Below are 25,491 nucleotides of genomic sequence, written 5' to 3' on the forward strand. Positions count from 1 at the left end.
CCTATTCATAATTCACTCTAGCGTTTTTCCATTAAGGGCGTGGTTCTCAGGAAGGGGACGAGATCCGGCTGGCCGGCAGATGCAGATAGACGGTGGTGCCTTCTCCGGTTGTGCTGGCAATGGAAACGGTGCCGTCATGCCGTTCGATCAGTTTCTTGACATAGGCCAGTCCGAATCCGATCCCGGTGGTAGGGTTGCTGTAGATATCCGCAAGGTGGGAATCATGGCTGAAGGCCTTGGCGACCTGTTGTGCTGTCATGCCGCTACCGTTATCGGTGCAGGTGATCAGACAGGAGCCATCGGCTTCCATTTCCGCCCCCAAAGTAATCCTGCCCCCGGGGGCCGTGAATTTCAGTGCGTTTTCCAGCAGACTGTAAATGACCTTGCTCAGTCTTTCCAGGTCTCCGAAAAAGTGCGGCAGAGAAACATCAATCGCACAAACCAGGGAAACCCCGGCCTTGCGGGCGTCTTCGGCCATACCGTCCAGGCAGGACTGAAGCAGGCTTGTTAAAGAGAATGTTTCTTCGCGCAGCTCAAATTCCGTGGTCTCCAGTTCCTTCAGGTCAAGCAGATTGTCAATCAGCATCAGGAGGTTCTGGCCGGCTTCATGAATATCCTTGGCATAATCCCGATAGGCGTCTTTGCCCACCGGACCCAGCATTTCCGTCATGATAATCTCGGAATACCCCAGAATGCCATTAAGGGGAGTTCTGAAATTATGATGCATAGCGGCCAGGAGTTTTTTCTTGATGTCCCGGGCGGCTTCGTCACGAAAGTTTTTTTCCGATCTGGATTCCCTGAGTACACAAAGAAAACGCGGCCGGTCCGCATCTCCGTGAAAGGGACGCAGGGTCATGTCAACATCCAGAAGATCGCCGCTGCGGCATTTCCAGTTGCAGAAGAAAATTGCCGCTTGTCCCTGGCGCAGCGCATCGGAAATGGAATTCCGCCGGCTTTCCAGAAGCCGGTCATCAAAATAGTCAAACAGATTAGTGTTTTTAATGGTATCCAGGGAATATCCGGTGATCAGTTCAAACTGGTGATTAACATCTTCGATGATCGGGTGGGGCGTATCGGTGGGCGTGGAAATAATCAGAATGGCGTCGCGCACTTCATGAAAAACGGAGTCAAACAGACCAAAATTGCGGTCATACCGTTTGTGATCCAACAGATCCGCTCTGGAGGCCATTTGTGTTCCTGGTGTATACAGCTTTCGCGGTGCTATTTTCATGGCGCTTTATATTGGTTCAGGCGTTATAGATTTCTGCTGTGTGGCCATATGCCTGAAAAATCAGTGCCTGATCCCTCCCTGTTAACTCCCTAGATTCATTTCAGGATTCCCGAAACTCCTCCTGGTTTTAAGAATCATCTCTTAAATGATTCGCCGAATCAACAAAAAAATTAACCATTTATTAACCCTGGAGGCGCTCTAGAGAGCTGAAGATCGGTGATGTCATTGGGAAGTAAACAGAAATTGCCGGGACCTTATCTGTAATATCAAGGGATTAGTCCTTCGGTCATCACCTGTGTTCCTGCCTTTCCTACAGAATGGGGCAACCTATTCACAATTCACTCTAGGGACAGCCTTCTGTGAAAGTGACGTCGCTGAAACGGGGACTGTGAACCGCCACATGATAAATATTGCGTTGTGTGAAGACCCCTCCGTCAAACAGGAAACTGGTGTCCAGAAAAAACGGGGTATAGGTAAAGAATATTTCCGCCACCACGATGATGTCCCCTTCTTCCAGGGTAAAATTCCCGGGCAGGGCAGAAACATCCGCGTCATTGCCTTCGCTGCCAAGTTTGCTGCTGAAGGTGGTGCCGGTGTTGGAGAGGCACTGGTTGGCGATGATCGGCTTATCGGCGGTGCCCCGAATTTTGGAGACAATAACCCGCCCGTTATTTTCGACCTGAAACGGTGCCATGATATTATCAACCGCGTTGAATGTGTCGGTGATCATCGCGCTGCTCAACAACTGGTTCTGAGCGATCAGGTTGGCGACAGAATTGATGGTCTGATTGGTTTTTCGTTCCATCATCAGGATTCGAAAGGTTTCAAAGCCGCCAATCAGCAACATCAGGATGATGGGCACTGTATAGGCAAACTCAATCAGAATGACGCCGTCTTCACGCCGGAAAAGCCGTGTCAGCAGGCGTGCAAGGGTCGTGACGATTTTCATGCCGTTCTCCCTTACACCTTGATTTCCGGAGTGCAGCTCGAACTGGCCGTCCCGTAGGGTTCGTTTTTGACCGCCGTGCTGCTCACCAGGCGGATCTTGCCGTCCTTGTCCGCCAGCGTCTTGGCGAAAAAGCCCGTGATAAAGCTTGCGTCATAGGTTGCGGTATAGACCACGACTGCGCCTGGTCCCCCAACGCCGTCTTCCCCCACATCCGCATCCCATGTGTTATTGCAATTGAGATCCGTATAGCTGTCCACGCCGTTGGTATAGGACCCATCCTGGTCCACATCCGTATAAGGTTCGGGTTCCGCGATGTCGCTGAAGCTGTCATAGACCTTGTTGGTGATGGTCAGGTTGTCCAGATCAATCATGCCGAAGGTCTGATCTTTCAGTAACTGAGTGATGTATTCCTCGCGGGTCATGCCGGAACTGGTATAACCGGTCATACCCATGCGGGCGGCGTCCGCAATAGCGCCTTCGATCAGGGTGTTGCTTAACATGACGGCGCCGATTTCAAAGGTTCCGATGGTCAGCACGGTCACAATCGGCAAAACAAAGGCGGCCTCGATTAGCGCTGATCCCCGTTCATGACGCCATAGGGAGCGGCGGATTGGTCGCCGAAACCAGCTTCTTATTACTGTTTTGTGTCCCTTCATTGTCAAGAGCTCCTCAAAATTTGACCATTGGTTTCATTGGTCGATGTGCCAAGCTCTCCTTGCATGGTTTATTTACACCAGGTTGTCGGCAAGTTTGCAGCTTGCCGGTCCCATCAATACAATAAACAGAGTGGGCAGAATGAACAGGATCAGCGGCACGGTCATTGTGGCCGGCAACCGGGCGGCTTTTTCCTCGGCTTTCATGATCCGTTCATTGCGGAATTCTCCGGACAGAACCTTCAGCGACTGAGATAATGGCGTACCGTAACGTTCAGACTGAATAAGTGTGGCGGTTACGGCCCGCACCGACGGCAGGGTGACCCGTTCAGCGAGATTAGTCAGAGCCTGCTTACGGTCCGGCAGGAAACCCAGCTCGATGGCAGTAAGACCCAGTTCGTCGGCCAGTTCCGGGCTGGAATGTCCCAGTTCGCGCACAACCCGTTGTAAGGCGGCATCCAGCGTCAGACCCGCTTCGGCGCAGATCACCAGAAGATCCAGGAAATCGGGCAACGCCTTTTGCATGGAAGCGTTGCGTTTGTCGGTTGTATTCTTGAGATAGATTTCCGGCAAATAGGATGCCACCAGAACGGCGCCGATGCAGGCGATGAATTTCATATTGGACGACAGATCGAACATCCCGAAGCCGAAAATCATGACCACTGCAATAGCCCCCACCAGCAGCGGCAGAATCAATTTGAAAAACATGAAAATGACCAGAGCATCCTTGGAGCGGAAGCCGGCATTAATGAGCTTTTTCTGATATTTGTCGGCCTGTTCGTTCTTCAGCAGATTCAGGCTGGATACCACCTGTGTCATCAGGTTCACATGTTTGGCAGACTTCACGGTTGCCCGTCGTTTGACCGGGGCGACATATCCGCGTTTGAGGTCCTGACGCCGGGCCTGAAGGGCCTTGATGCGGCCATGCATGGGATCCTTGACGAGGCCGGAACTCCAGATCGCGAGCACCACCAGAAAGGCGGACATGCCTGACAGAACTGTGACAATATCTTCTATGGATATGCCTTCTGGAAGAAACTGTTCCATCCCTAGACCTCAAAGTTAATCAGTTTTGAAATGATAAACAGGCCAATACCCATCCACACAAGCCCACCCAGCGCTGCGACCTGCCCGCGCGGGTCCGTAAACAGGATCGACATATAGTCATAATTCAGCATCAGCAACACACCACACATGATAAAGGGCAGGGAGCCAATGATATAGGCGCTGGCCTTACCTTCGGATGACATGGCCTTGACTTTCAATTTAAGTTGACTGCGGCTGCGCAGAATACCCGACAGATTGCCCAAGGTTTCGGTCAGGTTGCCCCCGGTTTCCTGCTGCACGGCCAGGCTGATGACAAAGAATTTAAACTCCGGCGTGTCCAGACGTTCCGCGGCTTTCCACAGGGCTTCATCCAGGGTTTTTCCCAAACGGACATCATCAATAATCCGGCGAAACTCTACGGCAATCGGGTCCTGCATTTCCCGGCTGACGGCGCCGATGGACTCGGTGACCGGCAGGCCGGCCTTGAGGCCGCGCACAATCAGGTCAATGGCCTCGGGAAACTGGGTTGTAAACTTCTCCAGGCGTTTTTTAATCAGGGCGGAGACCACCATATGCGGCAACGCCAGCCCCCCCAGTAAGCCCAGCATGAGAGACGGCACCAGACTCAGTCCCCCCGGGAAATGGGCGATCAGGGCAAACACCACCATCAGTATGAAACTGGCGCCCAGATATTTTGTAAAGTCAATATTGTACCCCGTTTTTTTCAGGCGTCTGCGCAGCTCTTGGGGGCGGGGAACAAACTGGTCAAAAAAAGATTTTTCCTGTTTGATGAACAGGGATTTTTTTTCGGGTTGAGGACCACCAGCCCCCTTAAGGTGTCGGGCCTTGACTTTTGAAAGTCTGGCGCTGAGAACCTTTTTCTGATTACCCAGAAGTCCTACGGCAAGCGCGATGGAAGCCAGGACCAGAAAGACCCCGAAAAAAATTCCGATCATGACAATAGTCGGGTTCGCAACAGCCATAATATATCGTTCCTAACTTTGACCTTTGTCGTCGGTCGTTTCATTCGCCGCCGTTATATGGCCTCCAACAAAGCCCGGTGCAGGCCATAATATTCGGCTTTTTCCGTGAAATGCGGACGGACGCCCGTAGAACGGAACCGTCCCAGCAGCTTCCCGTCCGCATCCTCTCCGGTAAACTCGTAAACAAACAGATCCTGGGTGGTGATCACATCCCCTTCCATGCCCACCACTTCGGTGATGGCACAGGTCCGTCTGCCGCCGTCGCGCATGCGGGAAACCTGAACAATCAGGTCCACCGCCGAGGCAATCTGTTCACGTACGGCTTTTGGGGGCAGTTTCAAATCGGCCATGCCGATCATGTTTTCCATACGGGTCAACGCTTCCCGCGGGTTGTTGGCGTGTAGTGTACACATGGAGCCGTCATGGCCGGTGTTCATGGCCTGTAACACGTCAAAGGCTTCGGCACCGCGCACCTCTCCCAGAATAATGCGGTCCGGACGCATCCTGAGGGCGTTCTTGACCAGATCGCGCATGCTGATTTCCCCCTTGCCTTCCAGGTTGGGCGGGCGGGTCTCAAGGCGCACCACGTGGGGCTGCTGCAACTGCAGTTCCGCGGTATCTTCAATGGTGACCACCCGTTCGCCTTCATCAATCATACGAGAGAGGGCATTAAGCATGGTGGTTTTCCCCGACCCCGTTCCCCCTGAGATCAAAATATTCAGACGGCAGGCAGAGGCGATTTTCAGCACCGTTCCCATCTGATGGGACAGGGAACCGAAATCAATCATTTTGTCCAGGGTAATTTTCTGTTTGGCGAATTTCCGGATGGAAATGGAGGCGCCATCAATGGCCAGCGGCGGAATGATGATGTTCACACGGCTGCCGTCGGCCAGACGCGCGTCACAGATGGGTGTGGTTTCGTCCACCCGCCGGCCCACCGCCGTCACGATGCGGGTACAAATGTTCATCAGATGCGCTTCGTCCCGGAAGGTCACATCCGACAGGGTCAGCTTGCCTTTTTTTTCGATATAGACCTGCTTTGGCCCGTTGACCATGATTTCGGTGATGGTTTCATCCTCAAGCAGCGGCTCCAGCGGTCCGAGCCCCAGCATGTCATGGAGCAGCATGTTCACCAGTTCGCGCTGTTCGCGCAGGTTCAGGTTGATTTTTTCCTGCGCCATAAGCTCATTGACGGCCTCACTGACCTGTTCTGCCAGCTCTGCCCGGTCCATTTCATTGGCGGCGGACGCGTCGATATATTCGAGCAACAACGGCTGCAGACGATCCTTGGCGGCCATGATGCTGTCATGACTGGCCTGTTGTTTTTGCTCGTTGCTTTGGACCTTTATTTCTTTTTGTTTGCGAACGACATTCTCTTCTTCCTCCTTTTTCTCTTTTTCGGTTTTGCTTTCGGAGGTCAGAAGATCATTCAGCAGAACTGTCAGCAGATCCCGCCGTTCCAGGTCATTAAGCTGCAATTTGTGACGGGACAGAAGTTCTTCGATCAGGCCTTCAATAATCCCGGTCACCTCGTTGCGTTCCATTTGCCGGGCTGCAGCGGGGTCAAGGCGTTCTTGCACAGCATCCTGGAGAAGATCAAAAGCTTTATCTACGATGCTGGCATCGGAAACGACCTTGTTTTCCACCGTTGGGACATGGTTTTTCTTTTGGGCAATATCCGCACTTTTGCCAAAGCCGCCCAGATGTGCAGCCCGGTTGGCAGGGAAGGCTGCCTTGGAACCCGGAGATATTTTACGTCCAAACGCTGGTTTCATGGCCATGACCGGTTATTTCTTTTTCTGTTCATTCTTTTTCGGCAAAGGCAGCTTTTTCCAGAAGGGAACGGTTTTGGCGTCCTCTTCCTGCCCGACAATTGTGTTGGCAATCTCTTTCAGGATCTTGACGGGTTTGCTGTGTTTTGCCGCTTGCGGCAGGTTCTTGCCGGACCGGGCCACCTGGATCATCAGCTTATTATCCAGGGGAATTTCCCAGTCCACCGCCCGTTCAATGGAGGCTTCAAAGTCCTTTTTATCCACTTCCACAAGGCCCGGGGATGCCACCTTGTTCAGCAAGACCCTGATGGCGGCATCGGGCGCTACAGACTTGCAGAACCCCAGAAAACGAATGGTGTCCCTTGTGGCGGACAGGGAAAGATCGGAAACAAGGATGATTTCCTGGGCCTCGGACAGCAACAACGGATAATCGGCCACCATATTCTTGGGAAGATCCAGAATGACATAATGGAAATTGTTTTTAAGTTCCAGCAACAGATGATTGAGCGCGGCTGGATCGGTATAGGTCGGATCATTCAGCGGGGCCTCGGCAGCCAGAATGGACAGCCGTTCGCTTTCCTTGATCATGGCCCTTTCGATGAACAGACCATCAACGCGGCTCGGATTTTCCAAGGCGTCACAGAGGCCGCGCCCCGGTTCCAGATCAAAGGCAAGCGCCCCGGTGCCGAAATAAATATCCATGTCCAGAAGCGCGGTTTGCCGTTTTATTTCATGGGCCAGAAGCCAGGCCAGACTGGTGGCCACTGTGCTGGTGCCGACACCGCCGCGTACACCAACAACCGCCACCAGTTTCTCGGTTTCGTTCTGGTTGCTTTTAGCCGCGGTATCTTCGGGGATGCGCAGGGCCTGTTCTGCCGCCAGCAGGGTATCGCGCAGCTGTTCCGTGGAGACCGGTTTGATCAGATAATCATGAACCCCATAAGCCAGAAGTTCGCGGTAAAGCTGGATATCATTGACATTGCCCAGGGTGATGACGATGGTGCCCGGTTCGACCACCTCTGCCAATGAGTTCAGGTCGTCCAGAGGGTCTGCGGACTTTGACAGGTCGACGATCAGAAATTGCGGCGAATTCATGGTCGAAAGCGTCCGAATAGCGCTTTCTATACCGCCTGTTTTGATGTCGGCCGGGTTCCAGCCCTTTTCCGTAACCACAGGAACCAGCGCGCGTGTGGTTTCATCGTCGCAGATAAAGGCGCCGAAAAGGTTTTCCGTATTGGCAGAATCTTTCTTTAACAAGCTCGCTAGACTCATGGTTATGCCCCTATTTCTTGCCGCCGCTGTTATAAGCGTTGACGGCTTTTGCAGCAGTTTCCGTGTTCGGTTTTGTCTGGGCATTGCCGGTGATCAGATCCCTTGGGTTGGCAACCATAAGGCCCAGATTGGCCTGGGTGCTGCAGCCGAAATTGCGCAATGGCGTGTTGTTGTAATTGGGTGAGGAGGGTTCGGACCAGTCTCCGCATTGGGGCGGTGTAACCACATAACGGGAGAGGAGAAGGCGGGCTGCCCCCTCTTCGGGTTCCACCCCGTAAGGTGTAATCTCACTGGCCAGATGAAGGCCGTGCCGTTTCAGAAATTCCGCCACATATGCGAAACGTTTTTGATCGAGTGCGGAAAGGCTGCCCTTATCCTCCAGCGGGAAATCCATACTCAGTTCATCCCCGTAGCCCACTTTCATTTTGTCAAGAAAGCTCATAAGCTGTCGGGTTTCCTCAGCAGAGAGCTTGGCACTATTAGGTGCAAATCTGATCTCATGGGGAATGCGGACCAATTGCACTTCGTTGCGCTTGTTCATGTCGATGCTGCTGCTGCTCTGCATACTGCTGCAGCCTGCCGTGACCAAAAGCAGAGACAGGATCAGTCCGTATTTTATCTTACTCCACATTATTGCTCTCCTTTAGTCCAGCATGAATCCGGCGGCATTATTCGTTTTTTCCGCTTCTTTACCTTGCAGGGCGGGGGGGGTGTCGGCAATTCTGGTATCAAAGGCATTGCCTTTCAGGAACAGGTCCACATCATTGGGCGCCCGGAAACCGTCTGTCGGCAGGGGCATGCTACTGCCGTTATGCGGTCGTACGATATAGGGGGTGACAATGATCACCAGTTCAGTTTCCTCGCGTTGAAATTTCGTGGACCGGAACAGGCTTCCCAGAATAGGCAGGTCGCCAAGCCAGGGAAATTTGGAAATGTCATTTTGCACGTTATTCTGTAACAGTCCGGCAATGGCAAAACTCTGACCGGATCCTACCTCAACCGTGGTCTCCGCCCGTCGGGTGGTGAGCGCTGGGATGCTAAAGCCGCTGAGGGTGACAGCGCCTGCGGAAGACAGCTGGCTGACTTCGGGTTTGATATACATATTGATTCTGCCGTCTTCGAGGACCGTTGGCTTAAAGGCAAGAGAAACCCCAAATTCCTTGTATTCCACATTTAGCTGGTTGTCATCGCCGATAATCGGAATGGGGAATTCTCCGCCGGCGAGGAAATTGGCGCTTTCCCCGGATTTGGTTGTCAGATTCGGTTCCGCCAGAACCGACAGAATGCCTTCGCTTTCCATGGCATCAATAATGAAATTGATGTCAAAATTACCGGACGTGAACCCGCCGGCCAGGCTGTTGATGCCGCGGCCCTGGGTGAGAAATTCTTTCATGGGGATGGGCACTTCCGGTTTGATTGGAAGTCCGCTGACCGGATCAATAATGGAAGCGAAAGGATTTTCCACCAGATTAAAGACATCTGACCCTTGGGCCATGCCCAGTACGGTGGAACCGCTGCTGAACATGTTCTCAAAATTGAATCCCAGCTGTTTCATGGTGTTCCGGCCCACCTCGGCAATTCGAACCCGAAGGTTGACCTGTACTGGCGTGGCGATTTCCAGCCGGTTGATGATGGTGCTGTCCTTGCCGATGAAATCTTCAGCCATGCGTCGGGCCTCTTCGGCCTGATCCGGGTTTTTCACATGCCCGGTCAGCACCAGAAGTCCTTCGTATGAGCGTACATTGATATGGGCGTCAGGCATGACGCTTTTGAGGGCGGCTTCCAGATTCCCCAGATTATGACTGACGGAGATCTCCCCCTGCAACAGGACTTCGTCATTATCCGAGACCGCATAAATCGAGGTTTCCCCCTGGCTTTTGCCGAAAATATAAACCAGTGTGGGGGATTTGACCTGGATATCGGCTATGGCTGGGTCGGCGATGAATATGTTATTGGCCGGCTGCTGAAGGCGCAACAGCGTGCCTTTGCTCACCTCAATTTGGATGTTTTCTTCTTGCAACGCCAAGGCGGAAGAAAACCAGCCGCTGACAAAGGCCAGACCCGCTGCCGTGATATGGGCAAGCAATATTTTTTTCAAAGTGGTCCCCCACCGGACGCGATTTATGGTATGAGCAGACATGGTTATTTTCCTTGTTTTACAAAGCCCATATTCTGAACTTTATTTCCTCTGACCACCTTGAGGCTGAAATGGGTGCCGTTTTTGCTTGCGCCGCCACCTGCACCGCGATACAGCAATTTGCTCACTTCGCTGTCCCAGGTCACGTCATCATGCATGTCGTTTTCCGAGACCTCGGAAGAGGCCCCGTCGCCTCCTTGGGCAAGGCTACGCAAGCTCATGGAAAGGCTGCCCATTTTTTCAAGCAGGGTAATTTTTTCTGCCTCCTCGGGAGTGACTTCGAACGTCACGGTTTTAACCTTGGCGGACGGGGTTTGGGTGGGGCTTGCCGTGCGCTGGTCTGTGGCGATTACCCGGACATTTTTCATCACCGTTTCGCTGACCTGGGCCCCGCCGGATTTATGAGTCAGGATGATATCCACATAATCCCCCGGAAAAATAAACCCGGAAATGCTGGAGGTGATGTTGACCCGGATAGAGACGGCCCGTTTGCCCGGGGCCAGAACTGCCGCCATGAACCCGTGATTCCCGGGTTTGATGACCCGTTCTTTGGTCACCGGCTCCCCGGCGATCATCATGCTGCGTACAACGGCGCCGGCAAAATCCTCTGGACGCACGTCTTTGGATTTACGGATATAACTTTCGTGCAGCTTGGCATCCGGCCAGGATTGCCATGTCAGATCTTCTGCTTTCAGAAGATGACCAGTCGCCAGGTGCCGGCTGGCAACCAGAACCTGAACCCCTGATGGCGCGGCTTTTTGGACCGTTGTTCCCGTGGTGACCGGTTTTGCAGCCGGTTGAATCAGACTGCGGGCCATGAAGGCCGTAATCCCGGCGATCACCAGGGCGATGACAATGAATATGATGCTGCGCATGTTGATAGTCATAACCTGTAATCCTTATAGAAAAGCCCCGTTCAATTTTGCGATCAATTGTGCGGCCACATACAGCCCGCCGAGGGCGATTCCCACTCCATAGGGCATGTTCACTTGTTCCAGTTGTGCCACAGGAACGTTTACATTCTCTGAAGATTTGAAAAATTTTGATCTGTTCAGGTGTTTTTTCGCGAGCAGAACTGCCGCAATGATGCCGCCGGTCACGGACATGATCACCAGAAAATCCAGGATCAGGGAGGGACCGGCCCATAATGCCACAGCCGGGATAAGTTTGACGTCGCCCCCGCCCATTACGTTCATGGCAAACAAACCTGCCCCAATACCAAAAAGAACGGCGGCCAGCACTATGGACCAGAGTATCTGGGCCCCTTCCACTCCTCCATATTCCCATTCCAGGCCGATCAGATAAAGAGGGTAAAGTCCGGCAACCATGAGGCACAACCGGTTGGACAGGATATAATGCTGGATGTCCGAGATGGCCCCCCGGATCATTAATGCGGCAAATCCTGACACGATCAGTATGGTAAACAACTTTTTCCCCTGTACCTGATTTTGTGAATTTGTCTTATGGTTCCAGGAATAAAGGAAAAAGGTGATTTAATGGTTAACGCGCAGCTGCTCTTAATCATTAACTTTAGCGGCGCGGTTAACCATAAAGAAGGGGGTCAATTATTGACGGCGTCGGAAATGGCCGTCGTCGTGCGGGAGCTCATGGACTTGAAGGAATCGCCGAATGCCATGAAGGCGGTCATTACGGCCACGACCAGGATAGCTGCCAGTAACCCGTATTCAATGGCGGTGGCGCCGTGAATGTTCTTGGATAGTTTTTTCAACAGAACATACATGAGTAGGGTCCTCCTCAATGAAAAAGCGGCTTTGGCCTTGCGGGGCCAAAGCCGCTGAATGGTTCGCCAGGCACTATGCCTTAGTTGCTGGCGCCGTCCATCGCTGAAGAAACGGAATTAAAGGTCGCATTCAGTGAGGAGCTCACAGCGCTCAGGCCGGTGATGGCGGCAACCGCGACCAGGGCGGCGATCAGGCCATATTCGATGGCGGTGGCGCCAGCTTCACTTTTCTTCAGTTTTGCAAGAAACTTTTTCATCAGTCTTACTCCATGTGCCTAAATTTAAATTAGCGTGCCAAAATTAAAATCAGCTTCCATTGCCAAGTTTGTGAAGACCACTATGCACAGAAGTTATGAATAAAAAGTTAATGAGTTTCTTTTTTTCCTTTTTTATTACAAAGACTTACGCATAAAATCTTGATATAATTTTAATCATTTTTTAAGATCCGGCACCGAAAGGAAGGCAGATGTGATCCTCTAAAAAGTCAGGACGAATCCCTCCCGCCAAGTATTTTATTTTGGGCACGGTGTCTCAAAAAAACTTTAATATGAAGAAGTTAACTCTGCTGTGGGTAATTGCCGACAGTCAGGACCAAATGGCTTACATACCCCCTGTCACAGTGGCTTTTCAAATCGCCGCCAATCAGGCGCGCCAGATCCCTGGCAATAGATAAACCGTAGCCTGGCGCCAATCTGGGTTCATGATTTCTGGGTTCATGGTTTTGTGTCGCAAAGTCTCCGCCAGATTGCCCCGCGGGGTCCTTGGTAATTTTATTAAACAGGGTTTCGCTCTCTGCTTCCGGGATTTTCTGTCCCAGTAAAGGAACTTCGATTCGGACCTGGGCATTGCTGCTGATCAGAACCGACAGGGTCAGTTGCTCGCCTTCCCGGGCCTCCCTGACGGCGCTGGAGATCATTTTGCACAGACACATTTCCAGACATTGCCGATCATTATAGAGAATGACGTCTATGTTCCTGTCGCCATTGATAATCCGGACATTCTTGCGTTTGAGCAGTGAAGCAACCTTTTCCTCACAGCTTCTAATAACGGATTTAAGAGAAAAGGATTCTGGGCTGACTTCGATCAGACCGGAATCCAGTTTGGCCGAATCCAGAACGTCATTCACGGCCTCTTTCAGCCTGTTGGCAGCCTCAAGAATATTTTGGGTGTGTTCACGATATTTCGGGTTTACCGGGCCCCAGGCTTCCATGTCGATCATTTCCGAAAAACCAATGATGGCATTAAGCGGGGTCCGGAATTCGTGGGACAGATTTTGCAACAATTCAGAAGCAATCTGGTCCTGTTTTTCGGAACCAGTATCATAGATGTCTTCTGTTTCATCCCCATTGGCAACCTTGCGCCCGCGCATTTCCTGCCTTACGGGCATAACCCTGTGGTGCTCAGAGGCGTCAGCGGCATCTTCTGGCGGATGATCCGGGGCTGTCTCTGATCTGTGTTGTGTGACGTGCTCCTCCGGTGTGGGTTGGGGGGGGCTGGGATCTGTCCCGCCTCAAGGCTGCGGGCGCTGCCACGAAATCCTTTAAAGCGACCTGTCTGGATATCGAAGACGGCGACACCGCTCAATAGCCAGATGGACTGGTCTCCTTTGCTGGAGGTAATGGTAAATGCCTCGTTGCGGAAAGGGCTGCGTCTCTCGAACAGTGCTTCAAAACTCAGACTGTTGTCATGTCCCGGCGGGATGTGGCACATGCCGATAAAGTCTTCACCAATCATGTCCCGGGCCGGCCGACCAAAAGCCGTAAACGCTTCGTCAGAAAGAAATCTCAAGGCGCCGTTGCGGTCGATTTCCCAGAACCAGTCCGCACTGGCTCTGACAAAATTCCGGTCTGAGGGGCTGATTTCTTCGGTGTCCGGCAGAGGAGGCGATGGTGCGGCCTGAGAGCCGGCCTGAGAGCCGGCCTGAGAGCCGGTCTGTGGGAAATCGTCTGTTTCTGCTTCGGAGGGGGGCACTGGTTTTTCAAACGCCGTGTCGCGATTTTGTCTTCCCCCTGACGGATTGCTCATGTGCAGGACCGGCTCGTCACTGTCGTGTGACGGGGGGGCGGGTCGGGCGGCTGTGGACTGGGCGGCTGTGGACTGGGCGGCTGTGGACTGGGCGTCCCCATAGGCGGCGGCAAGGCGTTGCTCTTCCTCAAGATTGAAAATCGCCCGGGACAGCTCGGCCATGCTGAGCTTTTTCTGCGATGCTGGCGTCTCGGCAGAGGACGGTGAGGCCTCAAATGCGTTCCCTCTATCTTCCCTGTGTTCTCCGCCGTTCCTGTCTCTTTTGTCATGAGGGGCAGGATCATGGGAAGCAGGATAATGCCATCTTTTGTGATGCCGTTGGGACTTGATCAGGTTGAACAGGCTGGCCGTTGTTTCTTCATCAAGGCTTGGCCGGTTCAGGGAGTCCCGCTCTGCCAGTTCGCTGAGGCTGAATTTCAGGCGCGGGGCAGTCTGCCCGTGGTGATGGCGGTCCAATTCGTGCCGGACCAGCGGGGACAGGCCAAACCGTCGTGAAATGAAATAGCGATGTTGATCATTACCGTAACGCACCAGATGAATAAGATGATCATCAGGAATAATCGCCTGTTCCAGAAGGGGGCCGGAAACTTCGGCTACATCTTCCGAAAAGATTTTGATTAGATCAACCGGCGGGTCGTCCATATTGATCAGCACGGAGACAATGTCCTTACGGGCTTTCAGCTCCACCGAAGGCAGCAACTCCCTCAGAATATCCAGCAGCATGCGAATCTGTTTTTCCGACTGCATCGGGCGATGTTGCACAAACAGATCGCAAATATGTGAAAACAACAAGGTGCGGGCCTGCGGAGAATCATCTCTGGCAAGCTCTAGAAGATTCCGGATTTTATCGTCATATTGCGCGCGATGAGGCACCGAATTCCCTTTAAAAAATTTCGTCAAAAAAAACGGTGCTGCCAACACCGCTGTCCGATCAAGCCAAGTCTGACCCAAGTGTTCGTGTTCAGGGGGAGGTGTTATTAAAATATCTGATTAGAAGACCGCCAATCCCTGTTTTTTTGTTCTCCAAATTATAGCCATTTCTGAAAGATAGTGCCAGTTAAAAGCATCAAATAAATCATTGTATATCCTGGTGATGGGCGGGCTTCAGCGCAGGACGGAAATCAAGTCGTTGAATAATTTCATGGAAAAGACTAATGGCGTCATTTTCTATCACAGGGGAGACATTTTCTTGCTGATGCGGGTCAATTCCTGTATAAAATGTGTTCTGTTTAAAATAGCACTTCAAGGATGATTTATGCATCACATAAAGCTTGACGATATTGATCGCCGCATTTTGGAAAACCTTCAGAATGACGGCCGAATGACCAATGTTGAGCTGGCGGAAAAAGTTGGTATCACCGCGCCGCCTTGCCTCAGGCGGGTGCGGGCGTTAGAGGATGCCGGATATATACAGGGGTATCATGCCGAATTGAATGCCGAGGCCCTCGGATATGGCCTGACGGTATTTGCCATGGTTGGATTGCATAGCCAGGCAGAAAGCGATTTGCGGGCCTTTGAGGCCTTGGTAAATGAGTGGCCCCTGGTGCGGGAAGCCTATATGTTGAACGGGGAGATAGATTTTATTCTGAAAATTGTGGCTCGCGACCTGGCCCAGTTCCAGACCTTCCTCACCTCGCAATTGACCCCGGCGCCCAATGTGGCAAGCGTTAAGACGTCGCTCAGCATTCGCTGTGGCAAAAAACTGCACGGCGTTCCCGTGGACCTGGAGTGATTCGTTAGGAAAATGGGGACAGTATACTATTTTGATGGGAAACGCCCACTTTAGGTGTCGACAAAATAGTATACTGTCCCCATTTTCTTGACTTGTCATCAGGCGTCTTTTACACTCTTCTTATGGCTAGGATAGCGAGACTTGTGGTGCCCGGGCGCCCCCATCATGTGACCCAGCGCGGTGTGCGCCGCATGGAGGTTTTCAGGAAGGATGGCGATTATGCCGCCTATCTCGCCTTGATTTCACAGAGTTGCAAAAAAGCCGGCACGGAGGTGTGGGCTTATTGCCTGATGCCGAACCATGTGCATCTGATCATGGTTCCCGCCGATGAGGACGGTCTGCGTGCCGCCCTTGGCGAGGCGCATCGGCAATATACCCGCAGGATCAATTTTCGCGAAGGCTGCCGGGGCCATCTGTGGCAGGAGCGGTTTCACTCATTTCCCATGGATGAGACCTATTTGACGGCTTGCGTGCGCTATGTCGAGCTTAATCCCGTGCGCGCCGGCCTGGTCAAGCGTCCTGAGGATTGGACCTGGTCGAGCGCCCGCGCGCATCTCTGTGGCAAAAATGACGAAGTGGTAACCGTTGAGCCAATGCTGAGCCGCATTTCGGACTGGGCGACGTTTCTTGAGGGCGGCGTGCGGGAGGCCGAGTTGGAGCGGCTGCATCTGCACACGAGAACGGGCCGACCTCTGGGGGATGATGACTGGGTGCGTGGCCTGGAAAAGCAAACGGGCCGAAGCTTAAGAGCAAAACCCGTCGGCCGGCCGAAAAAGGGCCGGAAAAATAAGAAATAGTATACTGTCTTCGTTTTTCGCCCATTTTTCGTATACTGTCCCCATTTTTCCAATTAAGGACAGCTTCCTTCCCCCGCCCCCGGACATCCCCCATGTTCGAGGGTTTTTTATTTTCATATTCCCCTTTTTCTTGAATATAACCTTTCTATGTAGTATTGTTGCTACAATTGAATAAGGAGATCGTTTTATGCCCAATACCACATTATCGAGCAGAGAGTTCAATCAGCACGTGAGCATGGCGAAACGGAAGGCCAATGAGGGTCCGGTTATTGTGACTGACAGGGGTCATCCCTCTCATGTTTTATTAAGTTGGGATCAGTACCAGACACTGATTCATGGCAAGCGTTCCATCGTTGACGCCCTGGCGATGAATGCGGAGGATGCTCTACAAATTGAATTCGAGATTGAACGTTCAAAAGACAAACCCTCCATCGTGAATTTTGACTGATGTTTCTTCTTGATACAAATGTCATTTCAGAACTTCGAAAAGCTCATACTGATCGGATGAATGAAAATGTACGCGCTTGGGCCGCGACAGTGGAGGCGGGTGATTTATTTATTTCCGTAATTACGATCCAGGAGATCCACATGGGCATCCTGCAAAAGGAACGCAAAGACCCAAAGCAAGGGCGTATATTGCGGGCGTGGTTTGAAAGCCAGGTCATTCATGAATTTCAGGATCGGGTATATCCTGTTGACATTAATGTCGCGCTAAAAGCAGGGGAAATTCATGTCCCGGCCCCCAAACCCATAATGGATGCATTTATTGCTGCGACAGCCCTTGTGCACAACTTAACCTTGGTTACGCGTAACCATAAGGACTTTAGCGTGCCGGGTGTGAAAATAATAAACCCGTGGAATGAGGGTTAATAGAAAAACGGGGACAGTATACTATTTAATCGAGAAGGAGAACAGAATGAATAGGATTATAAATAGTATACTGTCCCCATTTTCCCTGTCCCCATTTTCCCATTCTCATAACCCCATTTTCCCTGCTTGAAAAATAAATGCCGCCCGGAGAGGGCGGCAGGGTTTGCGGTCTATTTTGGTTCGTTTCCAGTCAAATAAAATCACCGAGTGAAATCAGATAAACTCGATCTTGCTGATCTCGTAATATTTTTCACCTTGCGGTGTTTTTACTTCGACTTCATCACCGACCTTGCGTCCAATGAGGGCATGCCCCAGAGGAGAGCTTAAAGAAATTTTGCCATTGGCCACATCAACCTCGTCTACACCGACAATCTGATAGGTGGCTTCCTTGTCGTCTTCGTCCAGGACGGTGACTGTGGCGGCAAAAACCACCTTGTCGCCTTTTTGATCTGCGGGATCAATGACTTCGGCCCGGCTGATCTTGTCTTCAATTTCCTGAATCCGACCCTCGATCATCGCCTGCTGTTCCTTGGCGGCATGATATTCGGCATTTTCGGACAGATCACCATGTGCCCGGGCTTCTTCGATGGCTTTGATCACGGCTGGGCGGGCTTCGTGTTTCAGATGTTTTAATTCCGCTTCCAGTTTGGCGTGCCCCGCGGCGGTCATAGGAACTTTCTCTACCATGGCTCTATTCTTTAAAAGCTTTCTTTAAAAGCATACAAAAAAACTGCCGCATATCCGTTCTTTTCGGGATATGCGATTGGATCATCAAATAAGTGGTCAGGCGATTGCTCGCCTAACGCGCATAGGACTGAAGGGGTTTAACGTCAAGTTCTCTGGATTTCAAGACTTTTATGGCTTCCATTGAACAAAGCGCACCCCTTGTCGTGGTGTAATAAGGAATATTATGCGTCAACGCCGTGCGACGCAACTCATAACTGTCCCTGATGGATTGGGCACCTTCCGTGGTGTTGAAAACCAGGTCAACTTCGCCATTTTTCATGGCGTCCACAATATGGGGGCGGCCTTCCAGAACCTTGTTGATGCGCTTGACATCAACACCTCTTTCCTGAAGATACCGAGCGGTGCCGGCGGTGGCGATCACCTTATAGCCCATTTCAATCAGTTGTTTGGCGGGATCTACCATTTTGGGTTTGTCCCGGTCTTTAACGGAAATAAACACCGTGCCTTCCATCGGCAGATGAGTCCCGGCGGCGATCTGTGATTTCAGGAAGGCGCGGGCAAAATCCATATCTAGGCCGATAACTTCACCCGTGGAGCGCATTTCCGGGCCCAGCAGGATGTCCACTCCGGGAAAGCGGGTAAAGGGCATCACCGCCTCTTTGACGGCGATATGAGGTGTCCTGAAATCGGGCAGGTCAAAATCATCAAGGGTTTCCCCGGCCATCAACCGGGCCGCAACCTTGGCAACCGGCGCGCCGATGGCCTTGGCGACAAAGGGCACGGTCCGGCTGGCACGCGGATTGACCTCAATGATATAGACCACGTCATCCTTGACGGCAAACTGGATATTCATCAGGCCCTTGACGTTAAGCGCCAAGGCCAGCTTTTCCGTCTGTTCACAGATTTCTTCAATGACGCTGTCCTTCAGGGAATAAGGCGGCAGCGTGCAAGCGCTGTCACCGGAATGAACGCCCGCTTCTTCAATATGCTGCATAATGCCGGCTACATGAACCCTGGTGCCATCACACAGCGCATCCACATCAACTTCCGTGGCGTCATTCAGGTACCGGTCGATCAGCACCGGGCTGTCGCCAGAGACACTGACGGCGTCCTTGATGTAGCGTTTCAGGCTGGCGGTGTCATAAACAATTTCCATGGCGCGGCCGCCCAGCACATAGGAGGGGCGGATCAGCACCGGATAACCGATTTTTTCCGCCACGGCGATGGCCTGGTCCTCGCTGGTCGCTAGGCCGTTTTCCGGCTGACGCAGGCCAAGGCGCGCAATCAGGTCCTGGAACCGCTCCCGGTCTTCTGCCAGATCAATAGCGTCAGGTGAGGTGCCAAGGATGGGGATGCCGGCATCTTCCAGCGCATTGGCCAGTTTCAGCGGGGTCTGTCCGCCAAACTGGACAATCACGCCGAGCACTTTGCCATTCTGTTGTTCACAATGGATCAGTTCGATCACATCTTCCGCGGTCAGGGGTTCAAAATACAGCCGGTCTGATGTGTCATAGTCGGTGGACACGGTTTCCGGATTGCAGTTGACCATAATGGTCTCATACCCCTGATCGCTAAGAGCGAAAGCCGCGTGACAGCAACAATAGTCAAATTCGATGCCTTGGCCGATACGGTTGGGCCCCCCACCCAGAATGATGATCTTTTTCTTGTCTGTGGGTTGGGATTCGCATTCAGCGTTGCCTGTGGCGTCGCGTTCATAGGTGGAATACATATAGGGGGTTCGGGCCTCGAATTCCGCGGCACAGGTGTCAATGCGTTTAAATACCGGATGCAGGCCCAGATTATGCCGCCGGGCCGTAACCCGGGCTTCGCTCTGGCCGATCAGCTCCGCCAGGCGGGCATCGGAAAAACCAAGCGCCTTGAGACGGCCCAGTTCAAACTTGTCATGGGGCAGGCCGTTGTGGCGTACTTCATTTTCCGCATCCACAATTTTCTTGATCTGCTCAATAAACCAGGGATCGTATTTGGCGATGGCGTGAACCTCTTCCACGGACATACCTTCGCGCAGGGCCTGGGCCATAACCTGAAGCCGGTCCGGCGTGGGCGTGGCCAGCGCGGCGCGGATCGGGTTGAGGTCATGGCTTTCCGGATCATAGCCGGGGATCTTCACTTCATTGAGACCGGTCAGCCCAATCTCCAGGGACCGCAAGGCCTTCTGCAGGGATTCGGGGAAGGAGCGGCCGATGGCCATGGCTTCCCCGACTGATTTCATGGCGGTGGTGAGCGTCGCTTTGGTGCCGGGGAATTTTTCGAAAGTAAAGCGTGGTATCTTGGTGACCACATAATCAATGGTCGGTTCGAAAGAGGCCGGCGTGACCCCGGTAATATCATTCTGCAATTCATCCAGCGTATACCCGACCGCAAGTTTTGCGGCGACCTTGGCAATGGGGAATCCGGTGGCCTTGGAAGCCAGCGCCGAGGAACGGCTTACCCGCGGGTTCATTTCGATCACCACCAGGCGGCCATCTTCTGGATTGACAGCAAACTGCACATTGGATCCGCCGGTCTCCACGCCAATCTCCCGAAGCACGGCAATGGAGGCATCGCGCATGATCTGATATTCCTTGTCCGTCAGCGTCAGCGCCGGGGCCACAGTGATGCTGTCCCCGGTATGGATGCCCATGGGATCAATATTCTCGATGGAACAGACGATGATGCAGTTGTCCGCCTTGTCCCGGACCACCTCCATCTCATATTCCTTCCAGCCCAGAAGGCTTTCATCAATCAGCACCTGGCCAACCGGTGAGGCGTCAATGCCGCTGCGGACATATTCCTCGTATTCTTCCCGGTTATACGCAACCCCGCCGCCAGTGCCCCCAAGGGTAAAGGCGGGCCGGATGATGGCCGGCAGACCCACATTCTCCAGCTCTTCCATGGCCCGGGCCACGCCAGCGGCTCGGTCATAGCCGATAATCCGACCATTTTCGTCACGGATGGGTGGTGAAGAGGCAATGGCCGAGCGGGGGTTTTCCAGGCCAATGGCTTCCATGGCCGCGCGGAATTTTTCCCGGTCTTCGGCTTTTTCGATGGCTTCTTCATTGGCGCCAATCAGCTTCACCCCGTATTTTTCCAGGACGCCGCTCTGCGACAATTTGAGCGCGGTATTCAGGCCGGTTTGTCCGCCCATGGTGGGCAGAATGGCGTCGGGGCGCTCTTTTTCAATGATTTTTTCCACTATTTCCGGGGTGATGGGTTCCACATAGGTGGCATCGGCGATTTCCGGATCGGTCATGATGGTGGCCGGGTTGGAATTGACCAGAATGATCCGGTAACCTTCTTCGCGCAGGGCCTTGCAGGCCTGGGAACCGGAATAGTCGAACTCGCAGGCCTGGCCAATAATGATGGGGCCGGCGCCGATGATGAGAATGGAGTTAATGTCGGTACGTTTAGGCATGTTTCTCAATCATCTCCATAAAACGGTCAAACAGATAATGGCTGTCTTTCGGGCCGGGGCTGGCCTCCGGGTGGTGTTGGACGGAAAAGGCCGGGCGATCCGTCAGCTCAAGGCCGCACAGCGTCTGATCAAACAGGGAAATATGGCTGATACGGGCATTTTCGGGCAGGCTCTCCTTGTCCACCACAAAGCCGTGGTTCATGGAGGTAATTTCCACTTTATTGGTATTATAATCCATCACCGGGTGGTTGGCGCCGCGGTGGCCCTGATGCATTTTTTCGGTTTTGCCGCCCATTGCCAGGGCCAGAAGCTGATGCCCCAAGCAGATGCCAAACATCGGGATGCCGCTGTCCAGAAGTGTCCGGATCACCGGGATGGCATAGACGCCTGTGGCTGCCGGATCACCCGGACCATTGGATAAAAAGATCCCATCCGGTTTCAGGGCCAGAATATCCTCAGCACTGGTCTGGGCCGGCACGACCGTAACTCTTGCCCCGGCGGAGGCCAGGCACCGCAGGATGTTGCGCTTGATACCGTAATCCACGGCCACCACGTGGGCGCGGGGCTGTTCGAGCTTGCCATAACCTGTGCCGAGGCTCCAGCAGCTTTCCTCCCAGCTATAAGGTTCCTTGCAGGTGACGTCGAGGGCCAGGTCCATACCTTTCAGCCCCGGCCAGGCCCGGGCCTTTTCCAGCAGCGCAGGGATGTCGAAACGGCCCTCAGGGTTGTGACAGATCACCCCGTTGGGAGCGCCATTGATGCGGATGAAGCGGGTCAGCCGTCGGGTATCGACCCCAGAAATGCCAACCAGGCCCCGTTCGCGGCACCAGTCGTTGAGGGGCTGGTTGTTGCGGAAATTGGACGGGCTTGTGATGTCTTCGCGGATCACCATACCAAGGGCCGCAGGGCCGGTGGTTTCAATATCTTCTGGGTTGGTGCCGACATTGCCGATATGAGGAAAGGTAAAGGTGATGATCTGTCCGGTGTAGGAAGGGTCCGTCAGAATTTCCTGATACCCGGTCATGGCGGTGTTGAAGCACACCTCGCCGACGACGTCACCGGCTTTGCCAATTCCATATCCCCAGAAGACCTGGCCATCTTCCAGAACCAGTACGGCAGTGATGTCCTTGTGGGGGGGGCTGTAATCCGTATTGTCTAGAGGCGCCGATTTAATTTGGGTCATGAGGTGTCAATTTCTGTCTGTCAGTGTCCGTTACAATGTGAAGTCTAATCCAACTTGACGTTCGGCGGCAAGAAACCCCGGCTGGAAATTATGGCCAGAAACTTGATCCGTGGTCTGGCCGGAACTTTCAGGGTCACAGCGCAGAAGGACGATGTTTCTGTGCCAGCCGCAACGCAAATTGACGGGAAGGTAAGGGAAGAGGTTTGCAAGGTCAAGAAAAAGATTTATAAAAATAGTTCTTTAAAATCAATAGGTTACAATAATATTTGAGGTTGCATTCCGGGATGATTTGCGTTAGAGTCTATCTTTCCCAATAAAAAAGCCGACAATCGCCTTTCTGGCTCTGTCGGCCTTTTTGTGAAAAAGGACATATAAAACAAGATGTTGCGGGATAAACTCAATGACGCCATGAAACTGGCGATGAAGGAAAAGGACAAACGCCGACTGGCGACAGTCCGACTCATTCTGGCGGCAATCAAGGACCGGGATATTAGTAAACGCACGGAAGCTGGCGCGAGCGGGGTCAGTGACGATGAAATCATCGAAATCCTGTCCAAGATGGTTAAGCAGCGTCAGGAAAGCATCAAGGCGTATGAGGAGGGGGGGCGTCTGGAACTGGCCGAACAGGAACGCGAGGAAATGGAAATCATCCAGGAATTCCTGCCGCGGCAAATGGGCGAGGATGAAATCCAGGCCGCTGTGGCGGAGGCCATTACGGAAACCCAGGCATCGGGACTGAAAGATATTGGCAAGATCATGGCGTTTCTGAAGAAAAAATATACCGGCCAGATGGATTTTGCCAAAGCCAGCGCCGCCGCCAAATCTGCCCTGTCCTAAGCGGCCGCATCTTGAATTTTGCTGGAATTGTCCTACATGAAGGACCGGCATGATGATTTTACGGGGTGGTCATGGGCTTCACGCCGGACTTTCTTGAAGAACTCAGATCCCGTTTGCCGATCAGTGATGTGGTGGGCAAACGGGTCAAATTGATCCGCAAAGGGCGGGAATATTCCGGCTTGTGTCCGTTCCATAACGAAAAAACCCCTTCCTTTACTGTGAATGATGACAAGGCCTTTTACCATTGTTTTGGCTGCGGGGCCCATGGAGATGTCATTCGTTTTGTCACCGAGACCGAAGGTTTGAGCTTCCCCGAGGCGGTAGAGCGCTTGGCGGCACAGGCCGGACTGGCGGTGCCGGAATACCGCCCGGAGGACCGTGAGAAGTCGGTTCGGCGCAAGACGCTCTATGACGTAATGGAAAGCGCAGCGCAGTGGTATGAAAGTCAGCTCAAGGCGCAGATCGGCCGGGAAGGCCGGGAGTATCTGCGGCGGCGGGGATTGACGCCGGAAACGGTGCAGCGGTTTCGGCTGGGATATGCGCCGGACAGCCGAACGGCGCTTAAGGAAGCGCTGCTGGCGCGAGACGGCATCAGCGAGGATCTTCTGGTGGAGGGCGGTCTGCTGATCCGGCCTGAGGCGGGGGACAATCGTGAAACCTATGATCGTTTCCGGCACCGGATCATGTTTCCGATTACCGACCGACAGGGCCGGGTGGTGGCTTTTGGTGGGCGGGCATTACACCGGGAGGCTCGGGCAAAATATCTGAACTCGCCGGAAACGCCCCTGTTTCACAAGGGCCGGCTTCTTTATAATATGGCGAGCGCGCGCAAAAGTGCCCATGAACAAGGCCGACTGCTGGTGGCGGAAGGGTATATGGATGTCATCGCTCTGGCGCAGGCAGGGTTTGAGTATGCCGTAGCCCCTCTGGGCACTGCGGTGACCGAAGACCAGATTACCGAATTATGGCGGATGGCGGCCGAACCCGTGATGTGTTTTGACGGGGACCAGGCGGGCCTTCGGGCCGCGCATCGGGTGGTGGAGCGGGCCTTGCCGCTCTTGAAACCCGGTTATTCCCTGCGGTTTCTTTATCTGCCCGAGGGCGAGGACCCGGACAGCTATATCCAAGGGCATGGGGCCCGGGCTTTTCGGGACCTTCTCGAAGGCAGTGAACCGTTGGCCAATGTGCTGTGGGGACTGTTGACCAGGAAGGCGCCGGTGGAAACCCCGGAACAGCGAGCCGGATTGCAACATAATATTCATCGCATGTTGTCGGAAATCCGTCACGATACCATTCGCGGCTATTATGAAAATGATTTCCGCCAGCGTCTTAAGGCACATCTGGGGCAAGATCATTTGCCTGCAGAGAGTGATGTGGCGAAGGAAGAACAGGGGGGGCCGTGGGAGAATCGGGGAGCGTATTCTCGTCCTCTTGCGGTCCGAAGCCGGAAAAAACGTCCATGGGAGGAACAGGAACAGACAATCAGCCTGACAAAAACATCGCTGGCTCAGGGACATATTTCTCCGTCCTTGATGCGCGAAAGGCTCATAATCCTTACGGTTTTGAACCATCCGTGGCTCTTGAAAGACCATCATGAGGAGTTCGCGGTTTTTGATTTCGAATCAGAGGAGCTTGACAAACTCCGTAATGAAATCATAGGAATATCCATTCGCGACTCGGACCTTGACAGAGAGAGCCTGCATCGCCACCTGGAAAAATCGGGATACGGCAGGGCATTAGAAGTCATATTTGAACAAGGTGTGCTCAAGGGCGATTGGTTTGCGTGGCCGGACGCTGCCCCGGAAGACGTGGTGCAGGGCTGGATGCATGTGGTCAATCGTCAGCGGCTGTTTATTCTTGAAAAAGAGAAAATGTTGGCGCAACAGCAACTGGCTGAAAATATGACGGAAGAAAACTTCACCCGCCTGCAGGCCATTAAGGCGGAAATCGAAGCAGTCAAGGCCATGGAAGCCAGCATGGAGGGATATGGATTGGCCTCGGGAAGACGCAAGCCTTCCTGAGACGGAAATGTGTTATCGGGTCTGTCCCTGTGAACTGTGAACCGGTGATTGGGCAGCCCGAAAGAAACTGAGGTGAAGAAGACACGGGCCGTCAACGACGCGGGGTTCGAGAGATGAGGATAAGGATTTCGGACTTTCAGCG

The 25,491-nt window shown here is 53.1% G+C and carries 24 protein-coding genes; 6 read left to right on the forward strand and 18 right to left on the reverse strand.

What is annotated here, in order from left to right:
• Positions 1-46: 46 nt before the first annotated feature.
• From FE788_RS03170 to FE788_RS14330, 15 genes are all read right to left on the reverse strand, one after another.
• On the reverse strand, positions 47-1,189 hold the full coding sequence (locus tag FE788_RS03170; RefSeq protein WP_168190241.1) for a PAS domain-containing sensor histidine kinase: 1,143 nt from the start codon (positions 1,187-1,189) through the stop codon (positions 47-49).
• A 385-nt stretch (positions 1,190-1,574) separates the two neighbouring features.
• Entirely contained in the window at positions 1,575-2,180 is a 606-nt protein-coding gene (locus FE788_RS03175) for a TadE/TadG family type IV pilus assembly protein (protein WP_138379279.1), read from the reverse strand.
• Positions 2,181-2,191: 11 nt separating this feature from the next.
• A complete protein-coding gene (locus tag FE788_RS03180; RefSeq protein WP_138379280.1) occupies positions 2,192-2,836 on the reverse strand; it encodes a TadE/TadG family type IV pilus assembly protein in 645 nt (214 codons plus the stop codon).
• 72 nt (positions 2,837-2,908) lie between these two features.
• Positions 2,909-3,880, reverse strand: a complete 972-nt coding sequence (locus FE788_RS03185) for a type II secretion system F family protein (protein ID WP_138379281.1) — start codon at positions 3,878-3,880, stop codon at positions 2,909-2,911.
• Positions 3,881-3,882: 2 nt separating this feature from the next.
• Positions 3,883-4,863 (reverse strand): type II secretion system F family protein, encoded by a 981-nt coding sequence (locus FE788_RS03190; RefSeq protein WP_138379282.1) that lies wholly within the window; start codon positions 4,861-4,863, stop codon positions 3,883-3,885.
• Positions 4,864-4,916: 53 nt separating this feature from the next.
• Positions 4,917-6,644 carry a TadA family conjugal transfer-associated ATPase gene (locus tag FE788_RS03195; RefSeq protein WP_210414114.1) on the reverse strand — a complete coding sequence of 576 codons (1,728 nt, stop codon included), beginning with the start codon at positions 6,642-6,644 and terminating at the stop codon, positions 4,917-4,919.
• 6 nt (positions 6,645-6,650) lie between these two features.
• On the reverse strand, positions 6,651-7,907 hold the full coding sequence (locus FE788_RS03200) for a CpaE/TadZ family protein (RefSeq protein ID WP_168190242.1): 1,257 nt from the start codon (positions 7,905-7,907) through the stop codon (positions 6,651-6,653).
• Between the two features lie 10 nt (positions 7,908-7,917).
• Positions 7,918-8,538 carry a CpaD family pilus assembly protein gene (locus tag FE788_RS03205; RefSeq protein ID WP_138379284.1) on the reverse strand — a complete coding sequence of 207 codons (621 nt, stop codon included), beginning with the start codon at positions 8,536-8,538 and terminating at the stop codon, positions 7,918-7,920.
• 12 nt (positions 8,539-8,550) lie between these two features.
• Positions 8,551-10,005 carry a type II and III secretion system protein family protein gene (locus FE788_RS03210; RefSeq protein WP_168190243.1) on the reverse strand — a complete coding sequence of 485 codons (1,455 nt, stop codon included), beginning with the start codon at positions 10,003-10,005 and terminating at the stop codon, positions 8,551-8,553.
• A 44-nt stretch (positions 10,006-10,049) separates the two neighbouring features.
• Entirely contained in the window at positions 10,050-10,931 is an 882-nt protein-coding gene (gene cpaB, locus FE788_RS03215; RefSeq protein WP_138379286.1) for a Flp pilus assembly protein CpaB, read from the reverse strand.
• A gap of 12 nt (positions 10,932-10,943) precedes the next feature.
• Entirely contained in the window at positions 10,944-11,471 is a 528-nt protein-coding gene (locus tag FE788_RS03220) for an A24 family peptidase (RefSeq protein ID WP_138379287.1), read from the reverse strand.
• A 134-nt stretch (positions 11,472-11,605) separates the two neighbouring features.
• Positions 11,606-11,785 (reverse strand): Flp family type IVb pilin, encoded by a 180-nt coding sequence (locus FE788_RS03225; RefSeq protein WP_138379288.1) that lies wholly within the window; start codon positions 11,783-11,785, stop codon positions 11,606-11,608.
• 80 nt (positions 11,786-11,865) lie between these two features.
• Positions 11,866-12,042: a Flp family type IVb pilin gene (locus tag FE788_RS03230; protein ID WP_138379289.1), complete on the reverse strand. Its 177-nt coding sequence runs from the start codon at positions 12,040-12,042 to the stop codon at positions 11,866-11,868.
• Positions 12,043-12,341: 299 nt separating this feature from the next.
• Positions 12,342-13,172 carry a sensor histidine kinase gene (locus FE788_RS03235; RefSeq protein ID WP_138379290.1) on the reverse strand — a complete coding sequence of 277 codons (831 nt, stop codon included), beginning with the start codon at positions 13,170-13,172 and terminating at the stop codon, positions 12,342-12,344.
• Complete coding sequence (locus FE788_RS14330) at positions 13,163-14,683, reverse strand: hypothetical protein (protein ID WP_168190244.1); 1,521 nt, start codon at positions 14,681-14,683, stop codon at positions 13,163-13,165. Before FE788_RS14330 ends, FE788_RS03235 begins: the two co-directional genes overlap by 10 nt.
• Positions 14,684-15,065: 382 nt before the next feature.
• Between FE788_RS14330 and FE788_RS03250 the strand changes: the two genes are divergently transcribed.
• The 4 genes from FE788_RS03250 (at position 15,066) to FE788_RS03265 (ending at position 17,209) form a co-directional block, all read left to right on the forward strand.
• The gene (locus FE788_RS03250) at positions 15,066-15,542 is read left to right on the forward strand and encodes an Lrp/AsnC family transcriptional regulator (RefSeq protein WP_138379293.1); all 477 of its coding nucleotides are present in this window, start codon (positions 15,066-15,068) and stop codon (positions 15,540-15,542) included.
• A 122-nt stretch (positions 15,543-15,664) separates the two neighbouring features.
• Positions 15,665-16,339: an REP-associated tyrosine transposase gene (locus tag FE788_RS03255; RefSeq protein ID WP_138379294.1), complete on the forward strand. Its 675-nt coding sequence runs from the start codon at positions 15,665-15,667 to the stop codon at positions 16,337-16,339.
• Between the two features lie 187 nt (positions 16,340-16,526).
• Positions 16,527-16,787: a type II toxin-antitoxin system Phd/YefM family antitoxin gene (locus tag FE788_RS03260; protein WP_138379295.1), complete on the forward strand. Its 261-nt coding sequence runs from the start codon at positions 16,527-16,529 to the stop codon at positions 16,785-16,787.
• Positions 16,787-17,209, forward strand: coding sequence for a type II toxin-antitoxin system VapC family toxin (locus FE788_RS03265; protein ID WP_138379296.1), 423 nt, complete (start codon positions 16,787-16,789; stop codon positions 17,207-17,209). Before FE788_RS03260 ends, FE788_RS03265 begins: the two co-directional genes overlap by 1 nt.
• Positions 17,210-17,422: 213 nt before the next feature.
• On the opposite strand, the gene greA is transcribed toward FE788_RS03265, so the two are convergent.
• From greA to carA, 3 genes are all read right to left on the reverse strand, one after another.
• Complete coding sequence (gene greA / locus FE788_RS03270; protein ID WP_138379297.1) at positions 17,423-17,896, reverse strand: transcription elongation factor GreA; 474 nt, start codon at positions 17,894-17,896, stop codon at positions 17,423-17,425.
• 112 nt (positions 17,897-18,008) lie between these two features.
• Positions 18,009-21,308, reverse strand: coding sequence for a carbamoyl-phosphate synthase large subunit (gene carB, locus FE788_RS03275; RefSeq protein ID WP_138379298.1), 3,300 nt, complete (start codon positions 21,306-21,308; stop codon positions 18,009-18,011).
• Positions 21,301-22,491, reverse strand: coding sequence for a glutamine-hydrolyzing carbamoyl-phosphate synthase small subunit (gene carA, locus FE788_RS03280; RefSeq protein WP_138379299.1), 1,191 nt, complete (start codon positions 22,489-22,491; stop codon positions 21,301-21,303). The genes carB and carA overlap by 8 nt, the downstream gene beginning before the upstream one ends.
• A 381-nt stretch (positions 22,492-22,872) precedes the next feature.
• Here carA and FE788_RS03285 point away from each other — a divergent pair, with 381 nt between their 5' ends.
• Together FE788_RS03285 and dnaG are read left to right on the forward strand one after the other, a co-directional pair.
• Complete coding sequence (locus FE788_RS03285) at positions 22,873-23,328, forward strand: GatB/YqeY domain-containing protein (RefSeq protein WP_138379300.1); 456 nt, start codon at positions 22,873-22,875, stop codon at positions 23,326-23,328.
• Positions 23,329-23,399: 71 nt separating this feature from the next.
• Positions 23,400-25,349, forward strand: a complete 1,950-nt coding sequence (gene dnaG, locus FE788_RS03290; RefSeq protein ID WP_138379301.1) for a DNA primase — start codon at positions 23,400-23,402, stop codon at positions 25,347-25,349.
• The last annotated feature ends 142 nt before the right edge of the window (positions 25,350-25,491 follow it).

It is taken from the genome of Luteithermobacter gelatinilyticus (assembly GCF_005849285.1).
Classification (GTDB): Bacteria; Pseudomonadota; Alphaproteobacteria; order Sphingomonadales; family Emcibacteraceae; genus Luteithermobacter; species Luteithermobacter gelatinilyticus.